This is a genomic window from Rhizobiales bacterium NRL2, from assembly GCA_001664005.1.
Taxonomy (GTDB): Bacteria; Pseudomonadota; Alphaproteobacteria; order Minwuiales; family Minwuiaceae; genus Minwuia.
The window spans coordinates 39,094-64,149 of the sequence record CP016093.1 but is presented as its reverse complement, the minus strand read 5'-3'; the positions used below and the strand labels follow the sequence as shown (position 1 = coordinate 64,149).

Here is a 25,056-nt window from a genome sequence, read left to right as displayed (position 1 = left end):
CCCATGGCCACCGACTACAGCCAGTTCATCCCGCTGCTCGCCCAGGCGATGATCGATCTGCAGAAGCTGGGCGCCATCGTCCACGGCGACGCCTCGGCGACCGTCGAGACCGACGCCGGCACCGTCGACAGCCTGGCCAAGGCGATCGCCGCCATCACCGCCCAGGCCGGACCGGCCCATGACGACTTCACCGGCGACGGGGTGGAGACCGACTGGACGCTGTCGACCACGCCAAAATCGGCCGATGCGCTCATGGTCTTCGTCAACGGCGTGCCGACGCGGGCGTTCACGCTGGACGGGGCGACGTTGACCATCGATCCGGCGGTCACCGACACCCACAAGATCGAGACCATCGACTTCAGCTCGACCGCCGCGATCGACGCTGCTGACCTGAAGGCCGTGGCGGACACGATCGCCGACATCTCGGCCGTGGCCGCGGATCTGGCCGGCGACGACACCATCGGCCAGGCGCTGACCAAGGCCGCCGAGGCCGCGGCCAGCGCCAGCGCCGCGGCAACCTCGGAGACCAACGCGGCGACTTCCGAGACGAACGCGGCGGCCAGTGCCAGCGCCGCGGCGACCTCCGAGACCAATGCGGCCACCTCCGAGACGAACGCTGGCACGGCCCAGACAGCGGCGGAGGCCGCCCAGACGGCAGCGGAAGCCGCCCAGGCTGCCGCTGAGGCAGCCGTGGGCTGGGACACCTCCGTCACTCTCGAAGCGTACTCCGCCGCCGGAGACGGCGTGACCGACGATAGCGCGGCATGGGACAGCGCGATTCAGGACGCCCATACCAACGGGAAGACCCTGATCCTCGACGGGCGCTCGTACTACATTCCGAACGCGACGACGCAGGACCTCACGACCGAAGTGACGGTCGTCGGCATCGGGAACTCGAAGCTCCTCGGTGGCAGCGGCGGCCCGGTCCTGTTCAGGCCCCTCTCGGCAGGGTTCCGCTTCTGGAACATCTACACCGAGAACATGGCGCTCATCGACAATTTCAATGAGCTGACCGGGAACGTCGATCTCATCGACATCCGGGGCTGGCACTACAGCAACGGCGCGCAGTTCACGGCGAGGCTCAGGGAGGACTATGGCCGTGTTGGCGGGGGGTACTACCTCACGACCCTCCGCCTCCTCGACATCACCGGCGTCGGCGGCCTCGGCGGCCTGTCCTTCTCGCTCGCTGTCAAGTATGCGGACGTGGACGACTACGATGTTCGGGACATCTCCGTCCCTAACAGCGACGACCACTTCGACGGCGACGACATGATCAACTCGGGCTACGGGGACGGCCTGCTGCTCGGCGACGACGACCCCGACGCGCAGGACCTGTGTGTCCGCTGGTCCATAGGCCGGGTCGCAGTGGCCGGCATCAATGACGCCCGAGTGCCGAAGAGCGGCGACCCTGAACCACAGGTCGCGTCCTGCGACGGCGTCCGGCTGCTCGGTCAGAACATGCTCATCGGCCAGCTCCTGATCGAGGGCGTCACCAGCTACTACCGGACCGACACGACCGCCGTGTACTTCAAGGGGCAGAACTCCAGCGTCGGCCAGATTCTCGCGATCAACGCCGGGCACCACGAGGCGAGCGTCGTGTTCAAGGGCGCACGCCGCGCCGCCGGGACGCAGGCCAAGGGCTTCAACATCGACGTCGACAAGATCAAGCTCTTCGCCGACGACGGCGAGGACCGGGCGGCGGTGTACTTCGGGACCGACGACATCCGCGTCGGCTACGTGTCGGTCGAGGGCTACGGCGGTGACATTGAGGACCCGGACGACCCCGGCGTCCGTTTGCAGGGCTCCGGCGCGCTGGTGTACTGCGAGAGCTCGGAGTCCGAGAGGCTCCAGATAGACGGCTACTCGATCTACAACTGCTCGGTCGGCGGTACCGCGGCTGCGGTCCGCCTGTTCACCCTTCAGGGCTACAAGGAGATCAGGATCGGGGCCGGCTACATTGACGGGGTCTCGAACGACAACCTGTTCTCGACGCAGACACCGTCCGACGATCCGACGCCGTATCCGATCATGCACGTCTTCCACTGGGTCGAGACGTCCGTCGCCGCGCGCCTGATCTCCATCGGCTCGGTCCACGCTCGTAATTTCTCGGGCAACGGTTCGGACGTCCGCCTGATCACGATGGGCGGGTCGGTCGACCTGGACCGCCTCGTCGTCCATTCGCCGATCTGCGACGCCACGGTGAACGACGGGATCACGCTCAGTTCGGGGGCCGACCCCGTCAGCGCGATTGACCATTTCGAGTTGATAGGCGGCGACCTGTCCGCCTGCCCGGACAACCAGCTCGCCGAGGGCATCACGCCGGGAACCAGGCGTATCTTTGGCTGTAAGGGCGTCTACGTCGATCCGACCATGGTCGCGGACATCGCGGGCGGGTCACAGACGATCAACCATTCAGGGTCCGAGCGCCTCGAGTACCTGAACGGCGACGTCGGCGGCTGGAGTGACACCGACCACGATTTCACCGCCGCCGAGGCCGGTGTGTACCTGATCGACATCTACACGTCGGTTCGTCCCGACACGGCGGAGGACGTGCTCTGGACGCTCGAGGCGGTCAAGTCGAACGGTGCCGAACCGACCCCGACCGAGAACGTGATCGCCAGGATGAAGACGCTCGTCGCCCAGCGCGCCTCGACGGCGGACCACGAGAGCCTGCACGTCTCCCGGGTCTTCGAGCTGGCCGTGGGTGAAAAGCTCTTCGGTCAGCTCAGCCACGACAGCGGCACGAACAAGGTACTGCCCGGCGGCACGGCTGCCGAGAACTTCATCCAGATCACAAAGCTCGCGTAGGAGGCCGGATCATGCAGACCTGTTATCTCCGCTTCGACGCCGGCGCCGACCTGCTGACAGCCCTCGATGCCGCCATGGCGCTGAACGCTCCGCGCACGCCCTGCACGCCCCAGACCCTCGACCACTGGGCCTGCGTCGCCCGGCCGACAGAGTGGCGGCGGTGGGGGAACAGCGATGGGTGAGAACACCGCGATCGCGGAGCCATGTGATCTCCCGTCGTGGCCGACGGGGGCCCGCATGAAGCTACCGGCGCGAGCCAGGGCGTGGGGGCGCCCCAAGGCTGCAAGTGGCCAGTTGCAGCTGACCCGTCACCCCGCTGGGGGCAGGCGCATTCTGTCGTTCAGCGATGATCAAGTCCATCCACGTCGCCGGAAAGGCCGGCGGGGGCCGCGGTGTTGGCGCACCGCGAACCGGGCGGTACTCACGCCCACGACCGCAACCGGCCGCTCTGCGGCCGTCCCGCCACCCCTGCAGGGGCGGGGCGATAGTGAAACCCGAGGATCATGGAGTCGAATCCAAACGCTCTCTCGCCCGTCGACCCGGTGCGCCCCGTCGCGCCCTATGTCGGCGGCAAGCGCAACCTGGCGAAGCGCCTGGTTGCCCGTATCAACGACACGCCGCACGACGGCTACGCCGAGGTCTTCGTCGGCATGGGCGGCGTCTTCCTGCGCCGCACCGCCCGGCCGAAGGTCGAGGTGATCAACGACCGGAGCCGCGACGTCGCCAACTTCTTCCGCATCCTGCAGCGCCACTACACGGCGTTCATGGAGATGATGCGCTTCCAGGTCACGACCCGGGCCGAGTTCGAGCGGCTGTCGGCCACCGATCCGGCGACGCTGACCGACCTGGAGCGCGCGGCGCGCTTCCTCTACCTCCAGCGCACGGCCTTCGGCGGCAAGGTCGCGGGGCGGAACTTCGGCGTCTCGGCCGACCGGCCAGGCCGCTTCAACGTCACGACGCTGGCGCCGATGCTGGAGGACGTGCACAGCCGCCTCGCCGGCGTCGTGGTCGAATGCCTGCCCTGGCGGGCGTTCATCGAGCGCTACGACCGGCCGGGCATGCTGTTCTACCTGGACCCGCCCTACTGGGGCAGCGAGAGCGACTACGGTGCGGAACTGTTCGGCCGCGACGAGTTCGCGGAGATGGCCGAGGCGCTGGGCCGGCTGCAGGGCCGCTTCCTGCTCTCGATCAACGACACGCCCGAGATCCGGGAGCTCTTCGCCGGCTTCCGGCTCGAAGAGGTCACGACGACCTACACGCTCACTAAGGGCCGCTCCCGCCCGGCTGCGGAGTTGATCATCTCAGACCACGAATCCCTCTGAGGATTGCTGCGCAACAAGGGGGAGTGTGCCGGCCCGGCGCGTTTTACCCGGAATTCGTCTCCTGGCCGCGGGGGAACTGGACTAGCTCAGCGCCCCAACCCATGATCCTGCTTAATATGGATCGTACATTTGAGGGGTGTGGCGATGCCGAGTGCGAAAATTGTCGAGCAGGTGATGACAAGACTGCAGATGATCTGGGAGATAGATCCAGATTCTCTGCGCCAGACAACACTGATTGAATCTAACGAGAAGAAGGATTTCGACCCTCTGGTGCCGTATCTACTTTCGATGCAGGAGATGACAGCGGCTATCACTCCCGAGTTGGTGAGAGAGGTTCCAGACACAATCGTCAACCAGATAAGAAGTCCACTCGATGAGTTCGCCCCAGGTATCCAAGCGGCGGCACAATTCAAGGCAGGCTCCTACGGTAACCCGCAGCACGAACGCGACCAATTGATTCAGAAGGTTCGGGAAAGCTACGCCCAGTTGGCGCCGCAAATGCGGATCATTGGCGATCTTGCAACGGCTGCCGTCCCGCCCTCCGAGCGGCCGGAGCTGGCAGAACTCCGTTCGACGATTGATGAGCTGAAGGGGGCCGCGACGGAGGCTGCAGCAAACCTTGCCGAGAATCTTGAGAGAGGCCATTCGATAAGGAAGGCCGTCGAACAGCGCTCCGAGGAACTAGACCAGCTATTCGAGACGGCGAAGAAAGACTTGGAAACATCCGCGGAACGGAGAGAAGCGCAGGTCCAGGAACTGATTGAGGGACTTGAAGTCGAGATCGAGGAGCGCCTGGAAGCGACACGTAAGGCAATTTCCGAGATTGCCGTCTCCCAGGAGGCCAGGCACTTCGACATTGAAGCCGCAAGGCATGCAGTGGCCGCGTGGTGGTGGCTGGGGTGGACGGTTCTGTCGGTCGGCATCTTCCTGGTTGTCGCCGTGCCCGGCGCATTCGAGTACGTCGTCTCGACGACTTCGCCATCGACCTTCGCCGCCCTGGTCGCGGCCCCGACGTCCGGACAGGGCGTGTTTGGCGTCCCATTGCCCTATCTGTTGAGCAAGCTCGTGACCCTTGGCGCCATCAGCTTTCTGATCGGCATCTGCGCGAAAAACTTTCTCTCCCACCGTCACAACACGGTGCTGAACCGCCATCGCGTCAACGCCCTGATGACCTTCGAGGCGCTGGCCAAGAGCGCCGTGAGTGACACCAGCCGCGACGTGATCCTCCACCATGCTGCCAGCTGCATTTTCAATCCTCAGGATACCGGCTTCGGCAAGGTCGGAGAGGCGGGGCCGGGCATCAATATCGTCGAGGCTGTCCAGCGCGCCGTCGATTCCCCCCGGGCCGGATCCCCAAGCAATCGATGATGAAGCGCTCAGAGCAGTTTGAAGCGGCTCTGAAGTGCTCCGGTTTCAAGTGTCCGGCGCTCCGGAAACAAGTGGCGCGCTACAATACCCCCTCCCCCTTGATGGGGGAGGGTCGGGGAGGGGGTGACCCCCCACCGGCCGCTTCGCGGCCACCTCCCCCACAAGGGGGGAGGAACGCCTGTCTGTTCGGCTCCGGCCCGCGCGTCCTGCGCGCTGCGTCAGCGGCGGCGCGGGACCCACGCCTGAGCCTTTCCGCCGGAACAGGCGCGGCCGGACCTGCTCGGGCATGGGTCCCGAACCGGGCCTGCGGCCCGTTCAGGACGCGGCGGTGTGGTCGAGAGCCGTCGCCACCGGCCTCCGCCGCTTCGCGCCGCCGCGCTTGAAAGCCCGCGGGATTCTGGTGTTTATCTGGCGGGAGAAGAACAGGAACCGAAACCCGCCGGAGAGACGCCCCGATGAGTGCCGACGCCTATGCCCGCGACCTGGACGCCCAGCCCGCCAACTACCAGACGCTCTCGCCGCTGAGCCTGATCCGGCGGACGGCCAGCGTCTATCCGGACTATCCGGCGGTGGTCCACGGCGACCTGACCCGCACATGGGCCGAAACCTATCAGCGCTGCGTCAAGCTCGCCTCGGCGCTGTCGAAGCGCGGCATCGCCAAGGACGACACCGTCGCCATCATCTGCCCCAACATCCCGGAGATGTACGAGGCGCATTTCGGCGTCGCCATGATCGGCGCCGTGCTCAACCCGCTGAACTACCGCCTCAGCGCCGGGGAGATCCGCTTCATCCTCGACCACGGCGAGGCGCGCGTGCTGATCTGCGACACCGAGTTCGCGCCGATGGTGAAGGAGGCGCTGGACGGCGTCGGGAACCGCGACCTGATCGTCATCGACGTCGACGACCCGCAGGGCCCGGGCGGCGAGCGGCTGGGCGAGAGCGACTACGAGGCCTTCATCGCCACCGGCGACGCGGACCTCGCCTGGCAGATGCCGGCCGACGAGTGGGACAAGATCGCGCTCAACTACACCTCCGGCACCACGGGCAACCCGAAGGGCGTCGTCTACACCCACCGCGGCGCGTACCTGAACGCGCTGAACAACGCCGTGACCTGGGGCATGGGCAACCACGCGCGCTATCTGTGGACGCTGCCCATGTTCCACTGCAACGGCTGGTGCTTCCCCTGGACGGTGGCGGCGATCGCGGGCGTCAACATCTGTCTGCGGCGCGTCGAGGCGGCGACGATCTACGACGCCATCGCCCGCCACGAGGCGACCCATCTCTGCGGCGCGCCCATCGTCATGCAGATGATCACCGGCGCCACCGACGACCAGAAGCAGCCCTTCGATCAGACGGTCAACATGATGACGGCCGCCGCGCCGCCGCCGGCCTCGGTGCTGGCCGAGATGGCGCGCCAGGGCTTCCAGGTCACCCATGTCTACGGCCTGACCGAGACCTACGGCCCCTGCGTGGTCTGCGCCTGGAAGGACGAGTGGGACGAACTCGACGGCGACGCGCAGGCGAAGAAGAAGGCGCGCCAGGGCGTGACCTCGGCGATGCAGGAGGACCTGATGATCGCCGACCCGGAGACGCTTCAGCCCGTGCCGCGGGACGGCGAGACCATGGGCGAGGTCTTCATGCGCGGCAACATCGTCATGGCCGGCTATCTGAAGAACCCGAAGGCGTCCGGCGAAGCGTTCGAAGGCGGCTGGTTCCATTCGGGCGATCTCGGCGTCTGGCACCCGGACGGCTATATCGAGCTCAAGGACCGCTCCAAGGACATCATCATCTCCGGCGGCGAGAACATCTCCTCCATCGAGGTCGAGGACACGCTTTACGGCCACCCGGCGGTCGCCGCCTGCGGCGTGGTCGCGAAACCGTCGGAGAAGTGGGGCGAGACCCCCGTCGCCTTCATCGAGCTGAAGCCCGGCAAGCAGGCGACGGCGGACGAGATCATCGCCCACTGCCGCGAGCGCCTGGCGCACTACAAATGCCCCCGCGAGGTGGTGTTCGGGGAAATCCCCAAAACGTCGACGGGGAAGATTCAGAAATTCAAGTTAAGGGACATGGCGAAGTAAACGCTGACGGTTCAGGCGCGCGGGGGATGGCTGGGCCGGCCCGCGCGCCCTTCTCCCAACGTCTGAGGTTCAGGCGCCCACCCCCTTGGTGTCATCCCGGCCGTAGCGCAGCGGAGTTCTTGGATCACGTGCGTTGTACTTCGGGTGCGCACTTCTGGTGTCATGGAGATTGAAATTAAGCACAGGTAAAATGTGCCTATTAATTGGCCATTTGGCTCAAGTGGAGGATTTTTACATCAAGTTTAGCGCCTTCCAGAGGCCTCGATGCAGCATAATTGCCTCTTCTGGATTGAAGCTGGAATGTCTATTTCTATATTTAAAGGTATAAAAAGTGCTTCCGCCTTTCCGATATTGTATATTTCCAATAGCACTACATCTGAATAACGAATCTGTGATTTCAAATATTCGCTCTTCATCGGTATTTGAATTGGTTTCCTTCATGGACTTCAATAGATCGTCCATATAAAAATCCCGTCGGCGCAACCGACTTAGTCCCTGTATAAAAGAATCTATCTCCGATGGCTCTGCGTATCCACTAAGTTCATCTCGAATCTCAGGTAGAAAATATCTGATTGAATAATCCCTAAGTCCGGACTTTATTTCATCGGATGAAAGTCTACCGCTTTGGGAAAATTTCTTTATATGTTCGAGAAGCCTTAAAAAATCTCTGGGAGTATGGCGGGTCATATCTAGTAAATATTGTTTTATTTCCTTTCTATCAAGATAGGAGGGGAAAAATGATTTAAATATATCCACTTCTCTTTTGAGGCTTCGCTTCGCTCTCAGCTGAGCAATTCGAATCAGGAGCGATTTCTCCGGCTCCCGCGGGTCATGATACCAATCTAATTCCAAAGAAAAATCTTGTCGAATTTTGTTGTTATTTGCACCAGGTATTTGCTCGAATATATCGGTTCGACACAAAACCACGACTTTTGCAGGAACATTGTTCTTTTCAAGATCATTGTTCAGCCGGTTCATTTCAAATATAAGTGCAGAAAGTGACTTATATTGTGTCTGGCGTGAGGTTAGTACATCATCTAGCCCATCAATAATTAGTATATGCTTGCTATAGCTCCGTAGCGGCCGAATAATTTCCCGTAAGCTTTCTACAAAATCAGGGATCTCCGATGCGGGGCGCTGCTCAGAGCCCGACCAATTCAACGAGGCTAGTTTTCCAGGCAAGCTTAGAGAAAAATTCTTTTTTGAAGAATTTCTTACAATACTAGTAATATCGGAGGAGGGAGAAAGCCCCATTTGCTTAAAAGAATTTATAGCATCATTAAAAATACCGACGTCTGGATGGTGTATTCCAGAGTCTTTTGAAAATGAATCAAGGAGATAAATCAAAATAATCCACATCCAGGCGGTTGTGAATTTTGACTCGGGCTCAATGTTTCCGCGGACAATTTTTGAAAACTGAGTAAATGGAAAATCGGACAATGAAATGGTTTTAACAAAAACATTCGGCTCATCTGCGTAGATTAGGTCTACGCGCTCTGCAATTGACGATTTACCGGTGCCCTTGTAGCCCAAAAAAAGGAAATCATTCCCGTTAACTGCTGATTCGCTGGCGGCTTCTATATCTACGTACCCGTCGATAAGGAGCCCTGGATCACGAGATCTCTCTGCCTCAGCACTCGAGAACCCAAAATTTATCGATTGCAGGTTGCTCAACTGAATTTCTCCCTTTGAATAAATCTATTCTTTTTAATTCACTGCATTTGTCAATGCCTTGGATCAAGCAAACCAAAAACGCATGAACGTGAGCCGCGGAATCTGGACAATCAGACTGGCATCGAACTTCGAGAAATTATGGCATTCTGACATCGTTTATGCGTGCATCATCTATCACGTTGTGCAACGCAGATGCCCCTTACCCCGCTGCGCGGGCCGGCTCCGCCATCTCCCCTGCGGCGCCTGATTTCGCCCGTTCCAGCCTGATCCAGAACAGGCCCAGTATCAGCAAATTCACCACCCCGCCGCCGGCGGCGGTGGCGTAGCTCCAGAAATAGTCGCCGGCATAATCGAAGATGGCGCCGCCGGCCCAGGCGCCGGTGCCCATGCCGAGCCAGCCGAAGAAGACGATCCAGCCCATCGACTGCGCCGCGACGCGGGCCGGCAGCAGCATCCGCCCGGCCACCAGGATCGAGGCCATGTCGCCGGAGTAGAACAGGCCGAAGGCCGCGGCCAGGACATAGGTCCAGATCAGGTCCTCGGTGACCGGGAACAGCAGCACCAGCGCCGTCTGCCCGCCCGACATGATCATCCAGCCGGGCACGGGCCCGACGATGTCGGCGACCTTGCCGCCCAGGATGCGCCCGGAGATGCCGGCGATCATCAGCACCGAGAGCACCGAGGCGGCGAGCTCCGGGTCGACGCCGCGGTCGGAGACCAGGGCGACGATGTGGACGATGGGCACGGTCATGCAGACGCAGCAGAAGAAGGCGGCGGCGCAGATCCAGGGCATGACCTGACGCGGCGCGAGGCTGGTCGCGGCGGCGGCCTCGATGCGGAGCGCCGGGCCGCCCTGGCGCGCGGCCCTGGCCTCGGCGCGGCTCTGGATCCGGGCCGGCGGGTCGCGCACCAGCATGGCCAGCGGCAGACCGATCACCAGGAAGGCGACACCGAGCACGGCGTAGGCCGTCTGCCAGTCATAGGCGGAGATCAGCAGCCGCGCGGCGTAGGGACAGACCGCCTGGCCGAAGGCGCCGCCCGCGGCCATCACGCCGATGGCGAGGCCCTGATTGCGGGTGAACCAGAAGCCGGTGGTGGCGAAGATCGGCGTGCCGGCGGCGGCGTTGCCCAGCGCCCCGAAGGCGAAGTGCATCAGGTAGTAGTACCAGAGCTCCCCGGTGAAGCTCAGGCCGAAATAGCTTACCCCCATCATGGTGACGCCGAACAGCGCGATGCCGCGCCCGCCCCGGCGGTCGGCCAGCCAGCCCCAGAAGATGCCGAAGGCGGCGGCCGCGACGGCGACCGAGGTGTAGCCCAGGGAGACCTCGCCGCGGCTCCAGCCGAACTCGGCCTCCAGCGGCTTCAGGAAGACGCCGACCGAGCCGATGCCGCCGAAGGCGAGGCTGACCAGGCCGAAGCCCACGGCCACCATCACCCAGCCATAGCCGTTGTCGCCGCGGTCGGTCTTTACCGTCCCGGTCATGCGCGATCCTCCCCTGAACCGGGCGCATCCTGCCGCAGCCGGCGCGCCTCCGCCAGCACGCGCGGCTCATGGCCCCATGCGCGGCGGGCGAGGGCGTCCTGCGCGGCGCGCTGCGATCCCCCTCCGGGTATTGCAATCCCCCTCCCCGGCCCTCCCCCTTCGGGAAGGGGGAGGGAGAACGCGCCGGCGGTCTGCGGATCATTGCCTCCCCCGGGAACGGGGGGAGGTCGGCGCACAGCGCCGGGAGGGGATCCTTTCCGCCCGCAGGGCTCGAGCCGGACGGGCCCGGCCTTCACCTCTATTGTCATGCCCGCCGCCGTCAGGCGCGCGGGCATCGGGTGGCGGAAGCACGCCGGCGTCCGGCCTCGCCCGATCCCCGAGTGGCGCAGGCGCCATCGGGGATGACACCAATGGCTGGTCGCGGCCCCCTACCGCGTCAGCAGCGCCTCGCCGCGGCCGAAGAGATGCACGACCGAGCTGGCGATGTCGTCCCACATGGGGTCGGGGCGGCGGCCGGTGCGGTGCAGCTTCACGTTGAGGCAGGAGATGACGCCGAAGATGTAGCAGCTCAGCCCCTCGAAATAGTCGATGGCCGCGAAGCGCTCGCCCATGGCGTCCTGGTAGATCGCGGCCAGCTCGTCGACCGGCGGCACGTTCTTCGCCCCCCAGACCGGATCCCAGGCCTCCGGGTCGCCCATCATCATCAGCCAGCCGATGTCGAGCAGCTGCGGGCCGATGCCGGCCAGCTCCCAGTCCAGGATCGCCGTGATCCGGCCCTCGTGGAACAGGACGTTGCCGGGCTGGTAGTCGCCGTGGAACAGGCCCTGCGGCGAGGGCGGCATGGGCCGCTCCCGCAGGATGGCGGCGACGCGGCGGCCGCGCTCGATCCAGTCCGGCTCGTCGGTCTTCTCCAGGATCGTGGCCCAGCGCTCGATTTCCGCGGCCATGTCGCGGGGCTTTTCCCAGTCCGCCAGCTCGGCCCGCCAGTCGAAGCGGTGGATGGTGGCGAGCTCGGCCGCCGCCTGCCGCCAGCCTTCGGCGACGAAGCCCTCGAACTCGGACGCCGGCTGCCAGATGATCAGCGTCTTGCCCGGCAGCAGCTTCGTCATCACGAAGGGCGTGCCGAACCAGTCCTCGCTCTCCTGCGCGTGCAGCACCGGCGGCGCCTTCACCCCGGCCCGGCCCAGCGCGCGCAGCAGCGGCGCCTGGCGGTAGACGTCGGTGTTGCCCGACCGGCGCACGCCCTTCGGCGCGAGGCGCAGCACCACGCCCTCCACGTCCGCGCCCGCCCGCGTCACCGTGAGGCCGAAGCTGAGGCCCGCATGGCCGTCCTCCATGGGGCCGAAGTCCCGGATCCCGTGGTCCGCGCCCCAATGGGCCGCCACGAAGCGCGCCGCTTCGTCCCGCAGTTCGTCGTTCGCCTGGCTCATGCCATCTCCCCAGGGGCTCGCAACCGCTTTTCTCCGGCGATGATAGCGTTGTAGAAACACCCCTGTCTGCCCGGCCGTGCGCGCCGGGCCGGGGAAGGGGAGAGATCAATGGGCATTCTGGACGGCAAGGTTGCGCTGGTGACCGGCGCGGGGCGCGGCATCGGCCGCGAGGTGGCGCTGGACATGGCGAAGGGCGGCGCGAAGGTCGTGGTCAACGATCTGGGCGGCGGCGTCGAGGGCGAACAGACCGGGGAGAGCCCGGCCGAACAGGTCGTGGCCGAGATCAAGGCCGCCGGCGGCGAGGCGGTCGCCAACGGCGATTCGGTCTCCGACGCGAAGGGCGCGAAGGCGATGGTCGACTGCGCCGTCGACAGCTTCGGCCGCATCGACGCGGTGGTGAACGTCGCCGGCATCCTGCGCGACCGCATGTTCCACAAGATGTCGGAAGACGACTGGCGCGCGGTCATCGAGGTGCACCTGAACGGCTGCTACCTGGTCAGCCGCGCGGCGGTCGATCACATGAAGCCGCAGGGGTCGGGCGCGTTCGTGCACTTCACCTCGACATCGGGCCTGCACGGCTCGGTCGGCCAGGCGAACTACGGCGCCGCCAAGATGGGCATCACCGGCATGTCGAAGATCATCGCCATGGAGGGCCAGCGCTATGGCGTGCGGTCGAACTGCATCGCGCCCTTTGCCTGGACGCGGATGATCGAGTCGATCCCGATCACGTCGGAGGAGATGGCCGAGAGTTTCCGCAAGTTCAAGCAGAACGCCACCGCCGCGCACATCGCGCCGGTGGTGAGCTATCTCTGCTCCGATGCGGCCAAGGACGTCACCGCCAACGTCTTCGGCGTGCGCGGCAACGAGATCTATCTCTTCAGCCAGCCCAGGCCGATCAAGACGATCCACAAGTCCGACGGCTGGAGCCACGACGCGCTGGCCAGCCAGTTCTACCCGTCGCTGAAGAAGGAGCTCTACGACCTCGACGGCACGGCGGAGTATTTCGACTGGGATCCGATCTGAGCCGTACCCCCTCCCGGCCCCGCTGACGCGGAGCCACCCTCCCCCCTGGCTAGGGGGGAGGGCAGGGTGGGGGATCGGGCCCGATGAGAAACAGAAGGCGCGCGGGCCGGCCAAGCCACCCACCCGCCCTCGGGCGGTGACCCGAGGGTCCCCCGCGCGCCATGTGGGGAGGTCATTGTGAAAGCCATCATCTGCGAGACCGTGGGGTCGGTCGACGACCTGAAGGTGGGCGAACTGCCCGCGCCCGAAGCCGCGCCTGACGAGGTGATCATCGACGTCCATGCGGCGGCGCTGAACTTCCCCGACGTGCTGATGGCGGAGGGCAAGTATCAGTACAAGGGCGAGCCGCCCTTCGCGCCGGGTATGGAATGCGCCGGCGTCATCTCGAAGCTGGGGAATGGCGTGACGGGTCTGTCGGTCGGCGACCGCGTGGCGGCGCACCCGATGATCGGCTGCTTCGCGGAACAGGTCCCCGCGCCGGCGGACTGGGTCTTCCCCATCCCCGACGAAATGGACTGGGAGACGGCGGCCGGCTTCCCCGTGATCTACGGCACCATCCGCCACGCGCTGGTGGACCGGGGCCGGCTGCAGGCCGGCGAGACCCTGCTGGTGCTGGGCGCCGCGGGCGGCACAGGGCTCGCGGCGATCGAGGGCGGCAAGGCGCTGGGCGCGCGCGTCATCGCCGCCGCCAGCTCCGACGAGAAGCTGGCGCTCTGCAAGGCGCATGGCGCGGACGTCCTGATCAACTATTCGCAGGGCCCGGAGCTCCGCCAGCAGGTCAAGGACGCGACGGACGGCAAGGGCGCGGACGTGATCTTCGATTCCGTCGGCGGCGACTTCAGCCACCAGGCGATCCGCTCGATCAACTGGGGCGGGCGCATGCTGGTGATCGGCTTCGCCGCCGGCGACATCGCGCAGCTGCCGGCCAACCACATCCTGATCAAGCAGATCGAGCTGGTCGGCGTCGCCTATCAGGGCTTCTCGCGGCGTTTCCCCGAAAAGTGCCGCGAGAACATGGCGGCGATGTTCGACTGGTGGCGGGAAGGCAAGCTGAAGCCCCATGTCGGCGGCGTCTGGAGCCTGGACGACGGCGTCGAGGCGCTCCGCGCCATGCGCGACCGCAAGGCGCAGGGCAAGCTGATCATCCGCGTCCGGGAGGACTGAGACCGGGCGCCCGGCCGACGCCGGTCAGCGTCCCCTGTAGACGGGCTTGCGCTTCTCCGCGAAGGCGGCCAGGGCCTCGCGATGGTCGTCGCTGTCGAGACAGAGCGGCTGGATCGATTCGCCGATCTGGAGGTGTTCGTCCAGACCGCCGCGGATCGCGCGGTTGAGCAGCATCTTCGTGAAGCCGAGCGCCCGTGGCGGGCCGTCGGCAAGACGCCGCGCGAGCGCGCCGGCCTCCTCCATCAGCGAGTCCGCGGCGACCACGCGGTTGACGAAGCCGAGCCCGGCCCCCTCCGACGCCGTGAGCACCTCGCCGAGGGCGCAGAGCTCGTAGGCCTTGTGATAGCCGACCAGCGTCGCGAGGATCTGGCTGACCCCGAGCGGCGTCAGGCCGAGATGGATGTAGGCGGTGCCGAACTTCGCCCGCTCGGAGGCGACGATCATGTCGCAGGCCAGCGCCGTGAAGAAGCCCACGCCCATGGCATGGCCGTTGACCGCAGCGATGACCGGCTTGTCGGTCGCGGCGATCGCCTGGACCACACCGCCGAACTCGCGCCGGATGAACTCGTAGAGCTCGATCGGCCCGGTTTCGGCCTGCTCCATCTGCCGCAGGTCGCCGCCGGCGGTGAAGGCCTTGCCGCTGCCGGTCAGCACGATCGCGCGGACGCGGCGGTCGGCGTCCGCCTCCGCCAGCGCCTTGCGCAGCTCGCCGGTCAGCCGGATGGAAAAGGCGTTGAGACTCTCCGGGTCGTTCATCGTGATCGTCGCGACCGGCGGATCGATCTCGAGACGGACCTTCTGCCATTCGTCCAGCGGCCCGCGTTGGTCGAGCTGGTCCGCATAGGTCCTGCGTCCTGCGCGCTCGGTCATGGAGGCTCCTCTCGTCATTGCCCGCGCCGCCGCCCGTTGCGGAGGCCGGAAGCCGGTCTGCTGCCCGGGGCTGCTCCCGCCACTATACGGCTGCCGCAGCCGGCTTTCCAACCGGGCCGCCTGTCACGCGCCGGCGAGGCCGATGCGTTCCAGCACGTCGGTGGCGCGGTAGCCCTCGGGCACGCCCTGGACCAGCGCCACGTCGCCTTTTGCATTGTCGGTGCGCAGCTTCAGGATCGCCTGATAGCCCGGCGAGTCATACCAGGCGCGGGCGCGGTCCATGTCCGCGAACTCGAGCAGCACGACGATGTCGTGCGGCCAGTCGCCCTCCAGCGGCTCGGTGCGGCCGCCATGGATCAGGAAGCGGCCGCCATATTCGTCCAGGGTGGCGTCGATCTTCCGGATGTAGCCGGCGATATCGGGGCCGTAATTGAGGTCGCGCAGCGTGGCGATCGCGTAGGCTGTCATGATCTCTCTCCTTGCAGTGGGCGTCAGGCGGCGGCTGCGGGCAGCCGGCGGAGCGCCAGGAACTCGATGGTCGCGAGCAGGGCGACGGCGGCCGCCTGCACGGTAATGAAAGCATAGCCCAGGGCGTTGGGCTCGACCCAGCCGGCGAGCATGAGGACGACGGACCCCAGCACCCAGGCCTCGTTGCCGGCGATGATGATCCAGGCGGCGGCGCGTGAAGGCCGGGTGGACCGGGCGGTCAGCAGCATGAAGGCCGCGACGGGCAGCAGGGCGATCCCGGCCCAGAACAGCAGGCCGCCGGGCAGGCCGGTCAGGCTGGCGACGAAGCCGGCGCCGGCGGCGAGGGCGACGCCCATGACGGCGCGGGTGACGCCGTCGGCGAGCACGGTGGCGCGAAGGATGGTTGCAGGATCGGCGGATGACATGTGGCTCTCCCTTGTTCCGCTTGGCCGCCGGGACCATCCCCGCCGACGCGGCTGCAGGATCGCCGCCGCCCGGGGCCGCGTCGATTACGCGTCAGGTAATTGTAGCGCCGCGCGTTTCGCCGCACTGTGGCCGCCATGACCAGCACCGAACATCCGCCAGCGGGCGAGATCCTGCGCCAGTGGCGTCAGCGCCGCGGCCTCAGCCAGCTCGACCTCGCCGCCGAGGCCGGCATCTCGCAACGCCATCTGAGCTTTCTGGAGACCGGCCGTTCCACGCCCAGCCGGGACATGGCCCTGCACCTGGCCGAACAGCTCGACGTGCCGCTGAGGGAGCGCAACGCCCTGCTGGCCGCCGCCGGCTTCGCGCCGGTCTATCGGGAGCGCGACCTGGACGACCCTGCCCTGACGCCGGCGCTGTCGGCGGTGCGGCTGATCCTGGCGGGCCACGCGCCGCACCCGGCCATCGCCATCGACCGGCACTGGACCCTGATCGAGGCCAATGACGCGGCGCGCGCGATGATGGGCGTCGGCGATCCGAAGCTGCTGACGCCGCCGGTCAACGTGCTCCGGCTGTCGCTGCACCCGGACGGGCTGGCCGGACGCATCGTCAACTACGGCGAATGGCGCGCCCACGTACTGCAGCGGCTGGCGCGCGAAATCGACGCTTCGGCCGATCCGGCGCTGGCGGCGTTGGCGGACGAGCTGAAGGGCTATCCCATGCCGCCCGGGGCGCGCATCCAGCGACCGCCGGCGAAGGACCGCTTCGGCGGCATCGCCATTCCGCTGGAATACCGCATCGACGCCGGCGTGCTGTCCTTCATCTCCACCACCACGGTGTTCGGCTCGCCCATCGATATCAGCCTGGAAGAGCTGGCGATCGAGAGCTTCTTCCCCGCCGATCCGGCGACCGCCGCCGCCATGCGCGCCATGGCGGTCTGAGAGATCCTGCACGCCGGAGGATGACAGACGCTCGGCGGGGCGGCAGATTCGCGCCATCGTCCGAATCGACGCCTGCGGGAGGCCGCCATGTCCCAGGAACTCTATGCCGAAGCCTGTGCCGCGACACCTGCGGTGGAGCGGTTCTTCCGTGTCGGGCCGGACGAATTCGAGAACTGGACCGCCTTCGGCGAGCGGATCGCGGCGAACGGCGTTCTCGAGCGCGTGGCGAAGAACGACTTCCCCATGTCGAAGGGCGAGCGGATGCTCTGCCTTGTCATCACCGCCAAGGCCGACTATGGCCATATCGCCGCCCGGGCCGAGCCCGATGTCTGGGGCTCCGGCGGGTTCTGGTCCATGGACCAGATCAATGGCCGGGTGGCGCTGAAGATCATCGCGGACGGGGTCTGGGACGAACCGGCCTGATCCGGCCCGGAGGGGAGGAAGGCCTTGCGGTTTCTGGCGACCTGGATCGCGCATCTGGCGCTCAATGTCCGGCCCTGGCGGGGGCTGCTGGATACCGCGCTGCGCATGGACGGACGCAACGCCGCCGCGCTCGGCGGCAAGCTGCGCTATGGCCTGACCCCGGACTTCCGCGTGCTGGTTCTACTGGCCGCCGAGGACCGGTCCTTCGCCGAAGTCTACCGGGCGCATGCGCGGGATTCGCGTGCCCAACTTCTGCAGGACCTGGTTCAGATCCACCTCTGCGGCGCGAAGCGCGATGGCTATTTCGTCGAGATCGGCGTCGGCAATGGCGTCGACTTCTCCAACAGCTACCTGTTCGAGACGGCGCTGGGCTGGCGGGGACTGCTGGTGGAGCCGAACCCGGACTTCCACGCCGCCATCCGCGACTGCCGTACGGCGCGGCTCGCCACCGAGGCGGCCTTCGACCGTTCGGGCGGCAGCGTGCCCTTCCTGAAACAGAGCGCGGGCGAGATGTCGGGCATCGCCGATTTCACGAAGAAGCGCCGCAAGGGCAGCGCTCTGACCATCGACGTGCCGACGATCCGCACCGACGAGCTGTTCGCGCGCGAGGGTGTGCCGGCCTTCGTCGACTTCCTGTCGGTCGACACGGAGGGCACCGAGTTCGAGATCCTCTCGGCCGTCGATTTCGAGGCGACGCGTTTCGGCTTCATCGCCGTCGAGCACAACCACCGCGAGGCGCGCCGCCGCAAGGTCATCGAGTTGCTGGAATCAAAGGGCTACCGGCGCGTGCTCGACCACATTTCGCAGTTCGACGACTGGTTCGTGCCCGCCTGAAGGCGGCGCCTCAGAGTTCGAGATCCCAGTTCTGGCCGACCAGGTCGACGCCGAAGCTGTGATGCGGCTCCTCGTCCACCAGCACGAAGCCCGCCTTCTGGTAGATGCGCCGGGCCGCGTGCAGACAGTCGTTGGTCCACAGCGTGAGCTTGCTGTAGCCCTTCGCACGGGCGAAGCGGATGACCTCGTTGACCAGCCGTTCGCCCAGCTTCAGCCCACGCGCCGACGGATCCACCAGCAGCAGGCGGAGCTGCGCCGTCGCCGCATCCTTCTCGACCACGAAGACCGAGCCCACGCGCTCGCCGTCACGCTCGGCGATCCAGCAATGCTCACGCTCGGGTTTGAAATCGCGGATGAAGGCGGCGCCGATCTCGGCCACCAGCGCCTCGAACGTGCCGTCCCAGCCGAACTCGTCCGCGTAGATCTCGCCGTGGCGGGAGATCACCCAGCCGACGTCACCCGGCCGGTGGCTGCGGATCACGTAAGGCGCGGGCGCGTCGGCCTCGGGGCCCAGCATCCGGCGGACCCGCATCATCGCCGCCGTCAGTCCCCGCCGTTCCGTCGGGGCGAGAGGCGCCAGCATGTCGTTCACCTCGCGCACCGAACGGGCGTCGAGTTCGGCGAACAGGTCGCGGCCGGCGGGGGTCAGGGCGACGATCCTGGCGCGGCCGTCGCTTTCCGACCGGCGTTTCGCCACCAGGCCGCGCCGCTCCAGTCCTTTCAGCAGGCGGCTGACATAGGCGGGGTCGAGCTCCAGGTCGCGGGCCAGCGCCGCCGCCGTTACAGCTTCCCGATGCGCCAGCTCCCAGACCAGCCGCGCCTGGGGCAGGGGCAGATCGGTGTCCAGCAGTCCTTCCTTCAGCACGCCCAGGCGGCGGGTGTAGTAGCGGGTGAAATCGCGCACGGCCTCGACATCGCGGGCCGGATCGGCGTGGGCCATCGGGGTCTCCCGGATAATTTCGGGGATTTGGCCATTAGATAGATGCTTTTGTCAATTAATTGAGTGCGGAGGAGTGATCCCACGTGGACCTCGGCGCCCGGGCTTCGAGCCGGGGCCCATGCCGGAGCCTCGCTCCCTTTCTGTCATGCCCGCCGTCGAGAGGTGCGCGGGCATCGGGTGGCGGAAGCGCACCGGAGTCCGCTTTCCCACGAACCCCGAGCGCCCCTTCGGGCCGTCGGGGATGACGAAATGGGGATGCGCCGCAATCCCCCACCCCGACCCTCCCCTTGGCCAAGGGGAGGTCGGCGCGAAGCGCCGGGAGGGGGTCGTGCAGCGTGAGGCCGGGCGGAGATACCTGCCCATTCTGGCATGCCCGTCGCCGTCAGGCGCGCGCCGGCCGGAGCACATGAACACGGCGGGCTGGCCGGACTCGGCAGGCGCGCGGGCCGGAGCACATGGACACGGCGGGCTGGCCGGATTCAGCAGGCGCGCGGGCCGGAGCACATGAACACGGCGGGCTGGCGGACTCGGCAGGCGCGCGGGCCGGAGCACATGAACACGGCGGGCTGGCCGGCCCAGCCAACCCCAGCCCGCCTGCGCCGACCTATGCCGCCTGGTTGGTTTCGATGCCGTTCTGGCGGAAGATCTCTTCCAGCTCGCCGGATTCGGCCATCTCGCGAACGATGTCGCAGCCGCCGACGAACTCGCCCTTGACGTAGAGCTGCGGAATCGTGGGCCAGTCGGAATATTCCTTGATGCCCTGGCGGATATCCATGTCATCGAGGACGTTCACGGAGCCGAACTTGACCCCGAAATAGCTCAGGATCTGAACCGTCGCCGCAGAAAAGCCGCACTGCGGGAAGACAGGCGTGCCCTTCATGAACAGCATGACATCGCTGGATTTCACGGCTTCGTCGATGCGGTCGTGGGTGGTCTGGTCCATTGGTGTACTCCTGGTTCCGGCCGGGCCGTCAGGCCGGGGCCGAGGTCTGCAGGGCCAGCGCGTGCAGTTCGCCGCCCATCCGGCCGCGCAGGGCCTTGTAGACCATCTGGTGCTGCTGCACGCGGGACTTGCCCGTGAAAGCCGAGGAAACGACGTGCGCGGCGTAGTGATCGCCGTCGCCCGCGAGGTCGGTGATCGTCACCTGCGCGTCCGGCAGCGCTTCCCGGATCAGGGTCTCGATCTCGCCCGCGTCCATCGCCATCGCCACAGTCTCCCTTCAGGCAGCCACGCCGCCGGACATGAACTCCGGCAGGGTTTTCTCGTGGGCGCCCCGCAAATCGGCGACCGATATGGTGAGCAGCCCGTCGACAGTCAAATCGCCGCCGCCGGTCGTCCCCAGCACCGTGGCGGGCGCCCCCGCCGCATTCGCCAGGGCCAGGACCTCGTCCGGCCGCGCCGTGGCGATACAATAGCGCGCCTGGTCTTCGCCGAACAACAGCGCGTGCGGCGCCGCGCCGCCTTCCTGCAGCCGCACCGTCGCGCCGACGCCGCCGGCAATGCACATTTCCGCCAGGGCCACGCCGAGGCCGCCGTCGGAAAGGTCATGGCAGGCCGCTACGAGGCCGTCCTGGATCGCCTGGCGCACCATGTCGCCATTGCGCCGTTCCGCGGCGAGGTCCACGGGCGGCGGCGGGCCTTCCTCGCGGCCCAGCAGTTCGCGCAGATAGAGGCTCTGGCCCAGATGACCGGCGCTTTCCCCGATCAGGATCAGCGTCAGGCCCGGTTCCGTCAGGGCGATGCGGACCATCTTCGAGGAATCGGCCAGCAGGCCGACGCCGCCGATCGCCGGGGTCGGCAGGATGCCCTTGCCATTGGTCTCGTTGTAGAGCGAGACATTGCCCGAGATCACCGGATAATCCAGCGCCCGGCAGGCCTCGCCCATGCCTTCGATGCAGCCGGCGAACTGGCCCATGATCTCGGGCCGCTCGGGGTTGCCGAAATTGAGGCAGTCGGTGATCGCCAGCGGCGTCGCGCCGACGGCGGTGATGTTGCGCCAGGTCTCGGCCACCGCCTGCCGGCCGCCCTCGACCGGATCGGCCAGGCAATAGCGCGGGGTGACGTCGGTGGAGATCGCCAGCGCTTTCTTCGTGCCGTGCACGCGGACCACGGCCGCGTCGCCGCCCGGCTTCTGGACAGTGTCGGCCATGACCGAGTGATCGTATTGCTCGAAGATCCAGCGCCGGCTGGCGACGTCGAAACAGCCCATCAGGCGGCGCAGCGCGTCCTCGTAGCTGTTGGGCTGCGGCGCGCTGGCCGGGTCCAGCGGCCGGGGCCGCGCCGTCGGCGTCCAGGGCCGTTCGTAGGACGGCGCGTCGTCGACCAGGGGGCGGACCGGTATGTCGCCCACGGTCTCGCCGCCCATCTTCAGGGTGAAACGGCCGGTGTCGGTCAGGTGGCCGACCACGGCGAACTCGACGCCCCATTTCTCGAAGATGGCGCGCGCTTCCGGCTCGCGGCCGGGCTTGAGCACCATCAGCATGCGCTCCTGGCTCTCGGAAAGCATGATCTCGTAGGGGTTCATGCCCGCCTCGCGCTGGGGCACGGCGTCGAGATCCAGTTCCAGCCCGACGCCGCCCTTGTCGGCCATCTCGACCGAGGAGCAGGTCAGTCCCGCGGCGCCCATGTCCTGGATGGCGACGATGGCGTCGGTCGCCATCAGCTCCAGACAGGCTTCGAGCAGTAGTTTCTCCATGAAGGGGTCGCCGACCTGCACGGTCGGGCGCTTCTCCTCGGAGGCGTCGTCGAACTCGGCCGAGGCCATGGTCGCGCCGTGGATGCCGTCGCGCCCGGTGCGGCTGCCGACATAGACCACCGGATTGCCGATGCCGGCGGCGGCCGAATAGAAGATGCGGTCCGCCCGGGCGGTGCCGACGCACATGGCGTTGACCAGGATGTTGCCGTCATAGGCCGGGTGGAAGTTGACCTCGCCGCCCACCGTCGGCACGCCCATGCAGTTGCCGTAGCCGCCGATGCCGGCGACGACGCCCGCCAGCAGCCGCCGGGTCTTCGGGTGGTCGGGGCTGCCGAAGCGCAGCGCGTTCATGTTGGCGACGGGCCGGGCGCCCATGGTGAAGACGTCGCGCATGATGCCGCCAACGCCGGTCGCCGCGCCCTGATAGGGTTCGATGAAGCTCGGATGGTTGTGGCTTTCCATCTTGAAGATCGCCGCGTCGCCGTCGCCGATGTCGATGATGCCGGCGTTTTCGCCGGGGCCGCAGATCACCCAGGGCGCTTCCGTCGGCAGGGTCTTGAGCCAGACCTTGGAGGACTTGTAGCTGCAGTGTTCCGACCACATCACCGAGAAGATGCCCAGCTCGGTGATGTTCGGCGTCCGCCCCAGCGCGGCGACGACGCGCTCGTATTCCTCGGGGGTCAGGCCGTGTTCGGCCACGATCTCCGGCGTGATCTCGATCCCGGTCATGACAGCGCCTCGACCAGGGATTCGAACATGGCGCACCCGTCCGTGCCCCCCAGCGCCGGGTCGGCGGCGCGTTCGGGATGGGGCATCAGTCCCAGCACGCGCCGGTTCTCCGAGACGATGCCGGCGATGTCACGCAGCGAGCCGTTGGGATTGTCGCCGTCATAGCGGAAGACCACGCGGCCCTCGCCCTCCAGCCGGTCGAGCGTCGCATCGTCGGCGAAGTAGTTGCCGTCGTGATGGGCCACCGGAATCTCGATCGGACGCGCCGTGTCGTAACGGGCGGTGAAGGGGGTGTCGGCCGTCTCCACCCGCATGCGGACGGGGCGGCAGACGAAGCGGCCGGAGGCGTTGTGCATCAGCGCGCCCGGCAGCAGCTGCGATTCGCAGGCGATCTGGAAGCCGTTGCAGATGGCCAGCACCGCGCCGCCGCGTTCCGCGTGGCGCACCACTTCCTTCATGATCGGGCTGTGGGCGCTGATCGCGCCGCAGCGCAGATAGTCGCCATAGGAGAAGCCGCCGGGCAGGACCACCAGGTCGTAGCGGCCGAGGCTGTGATCGCCGTGCCAGACCATGTCCGGTTCGGCGCCCATGGACCGGCGCAGCGCGACCTGCACGTCGCGGTCGCAGTTGGAGCCCGGAAAGACGATGACGGCGGCCTTCATGACGTCAGTCGACAATCTCGATCTCGTAATTCTCGATGACCGTGTTGGCGAGCAGCCGCTCGCACATCTCGCCCAGCTCGGCGCGCGCGCTCTCGCGGTCGGCGGCGGCGATGTCGATCTCGAACATCTTGCCCTGGCGGACGGCGCCGACGCCCTCGTAGCCCAGGCTGTGCAGGGCGGTCGCCACCGCCTTGCCCTGGGGATCGAGCACGCCGTTCTTGAGGGTCACGAAGATGCGGGCCTGCATGTCGTCGCTGTCGCTCCCGGTTCAGGGTCGGTCAGTGGACCAGCTTGGGTCCCTTGAAGTCGGAGGGGTTCTCCGGCATCACGCCCAGCCGACGCGCCACCTCCTGATAGGCCTCTTCCACATCGCCCATGTCGCGGCGGAAGCGGTCCTTGTCCATCTTCTCGTTGGTGTCCGCGTCCCACAGCCGGCAGCTGTCCGGGCTGATCTCGTCGGCCAGGATGATGCGCATCACGTCGTTGTCCCAGACGCGGCCGAACTCGATCTTGAAGTCCACCAGCTTGATGCCGATGCCAAGGAACAGCCCCGACAGGAAGTCGTTGATGCGGATGGTCTGCTGGACGATGTCGTCGATCTCCGGCGGGCTGGCCCAGCCGAAGGCGGTGATGTGCTCTTCCGCCACCATCGGGTCGCCCAGATCGTCGTTCTTGTAGCAGAACTCGATGATGGAGCGCGGCAGCGGCGTGCCCTCCTCCATCTTGAAGCGCTGCGCGAAGGAGCCGGCGGCGAGATTGCGCACGATCACCTCCAGCGGGATGATCTCGGCCTGGCGCACCAGCTGCTCGCGCATGTTGAGACGCCGGATGAAATGGGTCGGCACGCCGATCTGGCCCAGGCGCGTCATCAGGTATTCGCTGATGCGGTTGTTGAGAACGCCCTTGCCGGTGATCGTGCCCTTCTTCTGGTTGTTGAACGCGGTGGCGTCGTCCTTGAAGTACTGGACCACGGTTCCCGGTTCGGGGCCTTCGAAGATGATCTTCGCCTTGCCCTCGTATAGCTGTCTGCGGCGGGCCATGTGCTGGGTCTCTCGAGCTTGCGCCGGTGCGGCGCGAAAGGATCCCGGGCGTGTCCGCGCCCGAGGAAGCGCGGAACATACATAAAGCCGCATGGGAAGACAATGCGCGCGCCCCCGGCGTGCGCCGCGCGCGCAATTTGTCGCGAGCAGGCCCGCCGGCGGGATGTAGACATTGAACGCCGGACGGTCGCGCGATAAATGAAACGGGTCACCGAGCTGGCGGCGCACGCCGTGTCCGCCACCGTTCAGCCGCATCACCACCGGGGGTCACATGGCAGGATTCGACGATCGCAAGAAGGCTGCGGAATCCAAGTTCGCTCTGGACGGCGAGAAGGAATTCAGGGCGCAGGCGCGGCGCAACAAGCTGCTGGGCCTGTGGATCGCCGAGCAGATGGGCCTCTCCGGCGCCGAGGCGGACGCCTACGCCAAGCAGGTGATCGCCTCCGATTTCGAGGAGCCCGGCGACGAGGACGTCTTCCGCAAGTGCTGGGCCGACATCCAGGAGAAGGGGCTCGACATCTCCGAGCACCGCCTGCGCAGCCACATGGCCGACTTCCTGCAGAAGGCGCGGGCGCAGATCGCCAGCGAATGACGCTGCCGGTACGGCGCCCGCCGGGGCTGTTCCACCGAGGCGTGTGCGATCGCTAAGTGTCTGAATCGGGCCGCGTTGTGGTGGAATT

22 protein-coding genes are annotated in these 25,056 nt (G+C 66.4%); 10 read left to right on the top strand and 12 right to left on the bottom strand.

What is annotated here, in order from left to right; all coding sequences use genetic code 11:
* Positions 1-3: 3 nt before the first annotated feature.
* From TEF_00195 to TEF_00180, 4 genes are all read left to right on the top strand, one after another.
* Positions 4-2,808 (top strand): hypothetical protein, encoded by a 2,805-nt coding sequence (locus tag TEF_00195; protein ID ANK79379.1) that lies wholly within the window; start codon positions 4-6, stop codon positions 2,806-2,808.
* Positions 2,809-3,311: 503 nt separating this feature from the next.
* On the top strand, positions 3,312-4,130 hold the full coding sequence (locus TEF_00190; protein ANK79378.1) for a DNA methyltransferase: 819 nt from the start codon (positions 3,312-3,314) through the stop codon (positions 4,128-4,130).
* Positions 4,131-4,274: 144 nt separating this feature from the next.
* The gene (locus tag TEF_00185; protein ANK79377.1) at positions 4,275-5,498 is read left to right on the top strand and encodes a hypothetical protein; all 1,224 of its coding nucleotides are present in this window, start codon (positions 4,275-4,277) and stop codon (positions 5,496-5,498) included.
* 455 nt (positions 5,499-5,953) lie between these two features.
* Positions 5,954-7,576 carry an acyl-CoA synthetase gene (locus tag TEF_00180; protein ID ANK79376.1) on the top strand — a complete coding sequence of 541 codons (1,623 nt, stop codon included), beginning with the start codon at positions 5,954-5,956 and terminating at the stop codon, positions 7,574-7,576.
* A 1,873-nt stretch (positions 7,577-9,449) separates the two neighbouring features.
* On the opposite strand, the gene TEF_00175 is transcribed toward TEF_00180, so the two are convergent.
* Both TEF_00175 and TEF_00170 read right to left on the bottom strand, forming a co-directional pair.
* Complete coding sequence (locus TEF_00175) at positions 9,450-10,733, bottom strand: hypothetical protein (protein ANK79375.1); 1,284 nt, start codon at positions 10,731-10,733, stop codon at positions 9,450-9,452.
* A 428-nt stretch (positions 10,734-11,161) separates the two neighbouring features.
* Positions 11,162-12,163, bottom strand: a complete 1,002-nt coding sequence (locus TEF_00170; GenBank protein ANK79374.1) for a hypothetical protein — start codon at positions 12,161-12,163, stop codon at positions 11,162-11,164.
* 114 nt (positions 12,164-12,277) lie between these two features.
* Between TEF_00170 and TEF_00165 the strand changes: the two genes are divergently transcribed.
* Both TEF_00165 and TEF_00160 read left to right on the top strand, forming a co-directional pair.
* The gene (locus tag TEF_00165) at positions 12,278-13,186 is read left to right on the top strand and encodes a 3-hydroxyacyl-CoA dehydrogenase (protein ANK83183.1); all 909 of its coding nucleotides are present in this window, start codon (positions 12,278-12,280) and stop codon (positions 13,184-13,186) included.
* A gap of 177 nt (positions 13,187-13,363) precedes the next feature.
* Entirely contained in the window at positions 13,364-14,350 is a 987-nt protein-coding gene (locus TEF_00160) for an NADPH:quinone oxidoreductase (GenBank protein ANK79373.1), read from the top strand.
* A gap of 24 nt (positions 14,351-14,374) precedes the next feature.
* Here TEF_00160 and TEF_00155 read toward each other — a convergent pair whose 3' ends face one another.
* From TEF_00155 to TEF_00145, 3 genes are all read right to left on the bottom strand, one after another.
* Complete coding sequence (locus tag TEF_00155) at positions 14,375-15,106, bottom strand: hypothetical protein (protein ANK83182.1); 732 nt, start codon at positions 15,104-15,106, stop codon at positions 14,375-14,377.
* 237 nt (positions 15,107-15,343) lie between these two features.
* Positions 15,344-15,688, bottom strand: coding sequence for a hypothetical protein (locus tag TEF_00150; protein ID ANK79372.1), 345 nt, complete (start codon positions 15,686-15,688; stop codon positions 15,344-15,346).
* A 23-nt stretch (positions 15,689-15,711) separates the two neighbouring features.
* Positions 15,712-16,113, bottom strand: coding sequence for a hypothetical protein (locus tag TEF_00145; GenBank protein ID ANK79371.1), 402 nt, complete (start codon positions 16,111-16,113; stop codon positions 15,712-15,714).
* A gap of 135 nt (positions 16,114-16,248) precedes the next feature.
* Here TEF_00145 and TEF_00140 point away from each other — a divergent pair, with 135 nt between their 5' ends.
* From TEF_00140 to TEF_00130, 3 genes are all read left to right on the top strand, one after another.
* A complete protein-coding gene (locus tag TEF_00140) occupies positions 16,249-17,052 on the top strand; it encodes a transcriptional regulator (GenBank protein ANK79370.1) in 804 nt (267 codons plus the stop codon).
* An 87-nt stretch (positions 17,053-17,139) separates the two neighbouring features.
* Complete coding sequence (locus TEF_00135) at positions 17,140-17,475, top strand: hypothetical protein (protein ANK79369.1); 336 nt, start codon at positions 17,140-17,142, stop codon at positions 17,473-17,475.
* Positions 17,476-17,499: 24 nt separating this feature from the next.
* Positions 17,500-18,309, top strand: coding sequence for a hypothetical protein (locus TEF_00130; protein ANK79368.1), 810 nt, complete (start codon positions 17,500-17,502; stop codon positions 18,307-18,309).
* A gap of 10 nt (positions 18,310-18,319) precedes the next feature.
* Here the strand turns inward: TEF_00130 and TEF_00125 are convergent, their stop codons facing one another.
* From TEF_00125 to TEF_00095, 7 genes are all read right to left on the bottom strand, one after another.
* On the bottom strand, positions 18,320-19,249 hold the full coding sequence (locus tag TEF_00125) for a MarR family transcriptional regulator (protein ID ANK79367.1): 930 nt from the start codon (positions 19,247-19,249) through the stop codon (positions 18,320-18,322).
* A 604-nt stretch (positions 19,250-19,853) separates the two neighbouring features.
* Complete coding sequence (locus TEF_00120; GenBank protein ID ANK79366.1) at positions 19,854-20,192, bottom strand: monothiol glutaredoxin, Grx4 family; 339 nt, start codon at positions 20,190-20,192, stop codon at positions 19,854-19,856.
* A gap of 28 nt (positions 20,193-20,220) precedes the next feature.
* Positions 20,221-20,454: an ATP-binding protein gene (locus TEF_00115; GenBank protein ANK79365.1), complete on the bottom strand. Its 234-nt coding sequence runs from the start codon at positions 20,452-20,454 to the stop codon at positions 20,221-20,223.
* 15 nt (positions 20,455-20,469) lie between these two features.
* Positions 20,470-22,674 carry a phosphoribosylformylglycinamidine synthase II gene (locus TEF_00110; GenBank protein ANK79364.1) on the bottom strand — a complete coding sequence of 735 codons (2,205 nt, stop codon included), beginning with the start codon at positions 22,672-22,674 and terminating at the stop codon, positions 20,470-20,472.
* The gene (locus tag TEF_00105) at positions 22,671-23,336 is read right to left on the bottom strand and encodes a phosphoribosylformylglycinamidine synthase I (GenBank protein ANK79363.1); all 666 of its coding nucleotides are present in this window, start codon (positions 23,334-23,336) and stop codon (positions 22,671-22,673) included. The genes TEF_00110 and TEF_00105 overlap by 4 nt, the downstream gene beginning before the upstream one ends.
* 4 nt (positions 23,337-23,340) lie before the next feature.
* Positions 23,341-23,583, bottom strand: coding sequence for a phosphoribosylformylglycinamidine synthase (locus TEF_00100; protein ID ANK79362.1), 243 nt, complete (start codon positions 23,581-23,583; stop codon positions 23,341-23,343).
* A 31-nt stretch (positions 23,584-23,614) separates the two neighbouring features.
* Complete coding sequence (locus TEF_00095; protein ID ANK79361.1) at positions 23,615-24,376, bottom strand: phosphoribosylaminoimidazolesuccinocarboxamide synthase; 762 nt, start codon at positions 24,374-24,376, stop codon at positions 23,615-23,617.
* 271 nt (positions 24,377-24,647) lie between these two features.
* Here TEF_00095 and TEF_00090 point away from each other — a divergent pair, with 271 nt between their 5' ends.
* The gene (locus TEF_00090) at positions 24,648-24,968 is read left to right on the top strand and encodes a hypothetical protein (GenBank protein ID ANK79360.1); all 321 of its coding nucleotides are present in this window, start codon (positions 24,648-24,650) and stop codon (positions 24,966-24,968) included.
* Positions 24,969-25,056: the final 88 nt, after the last annotated feature.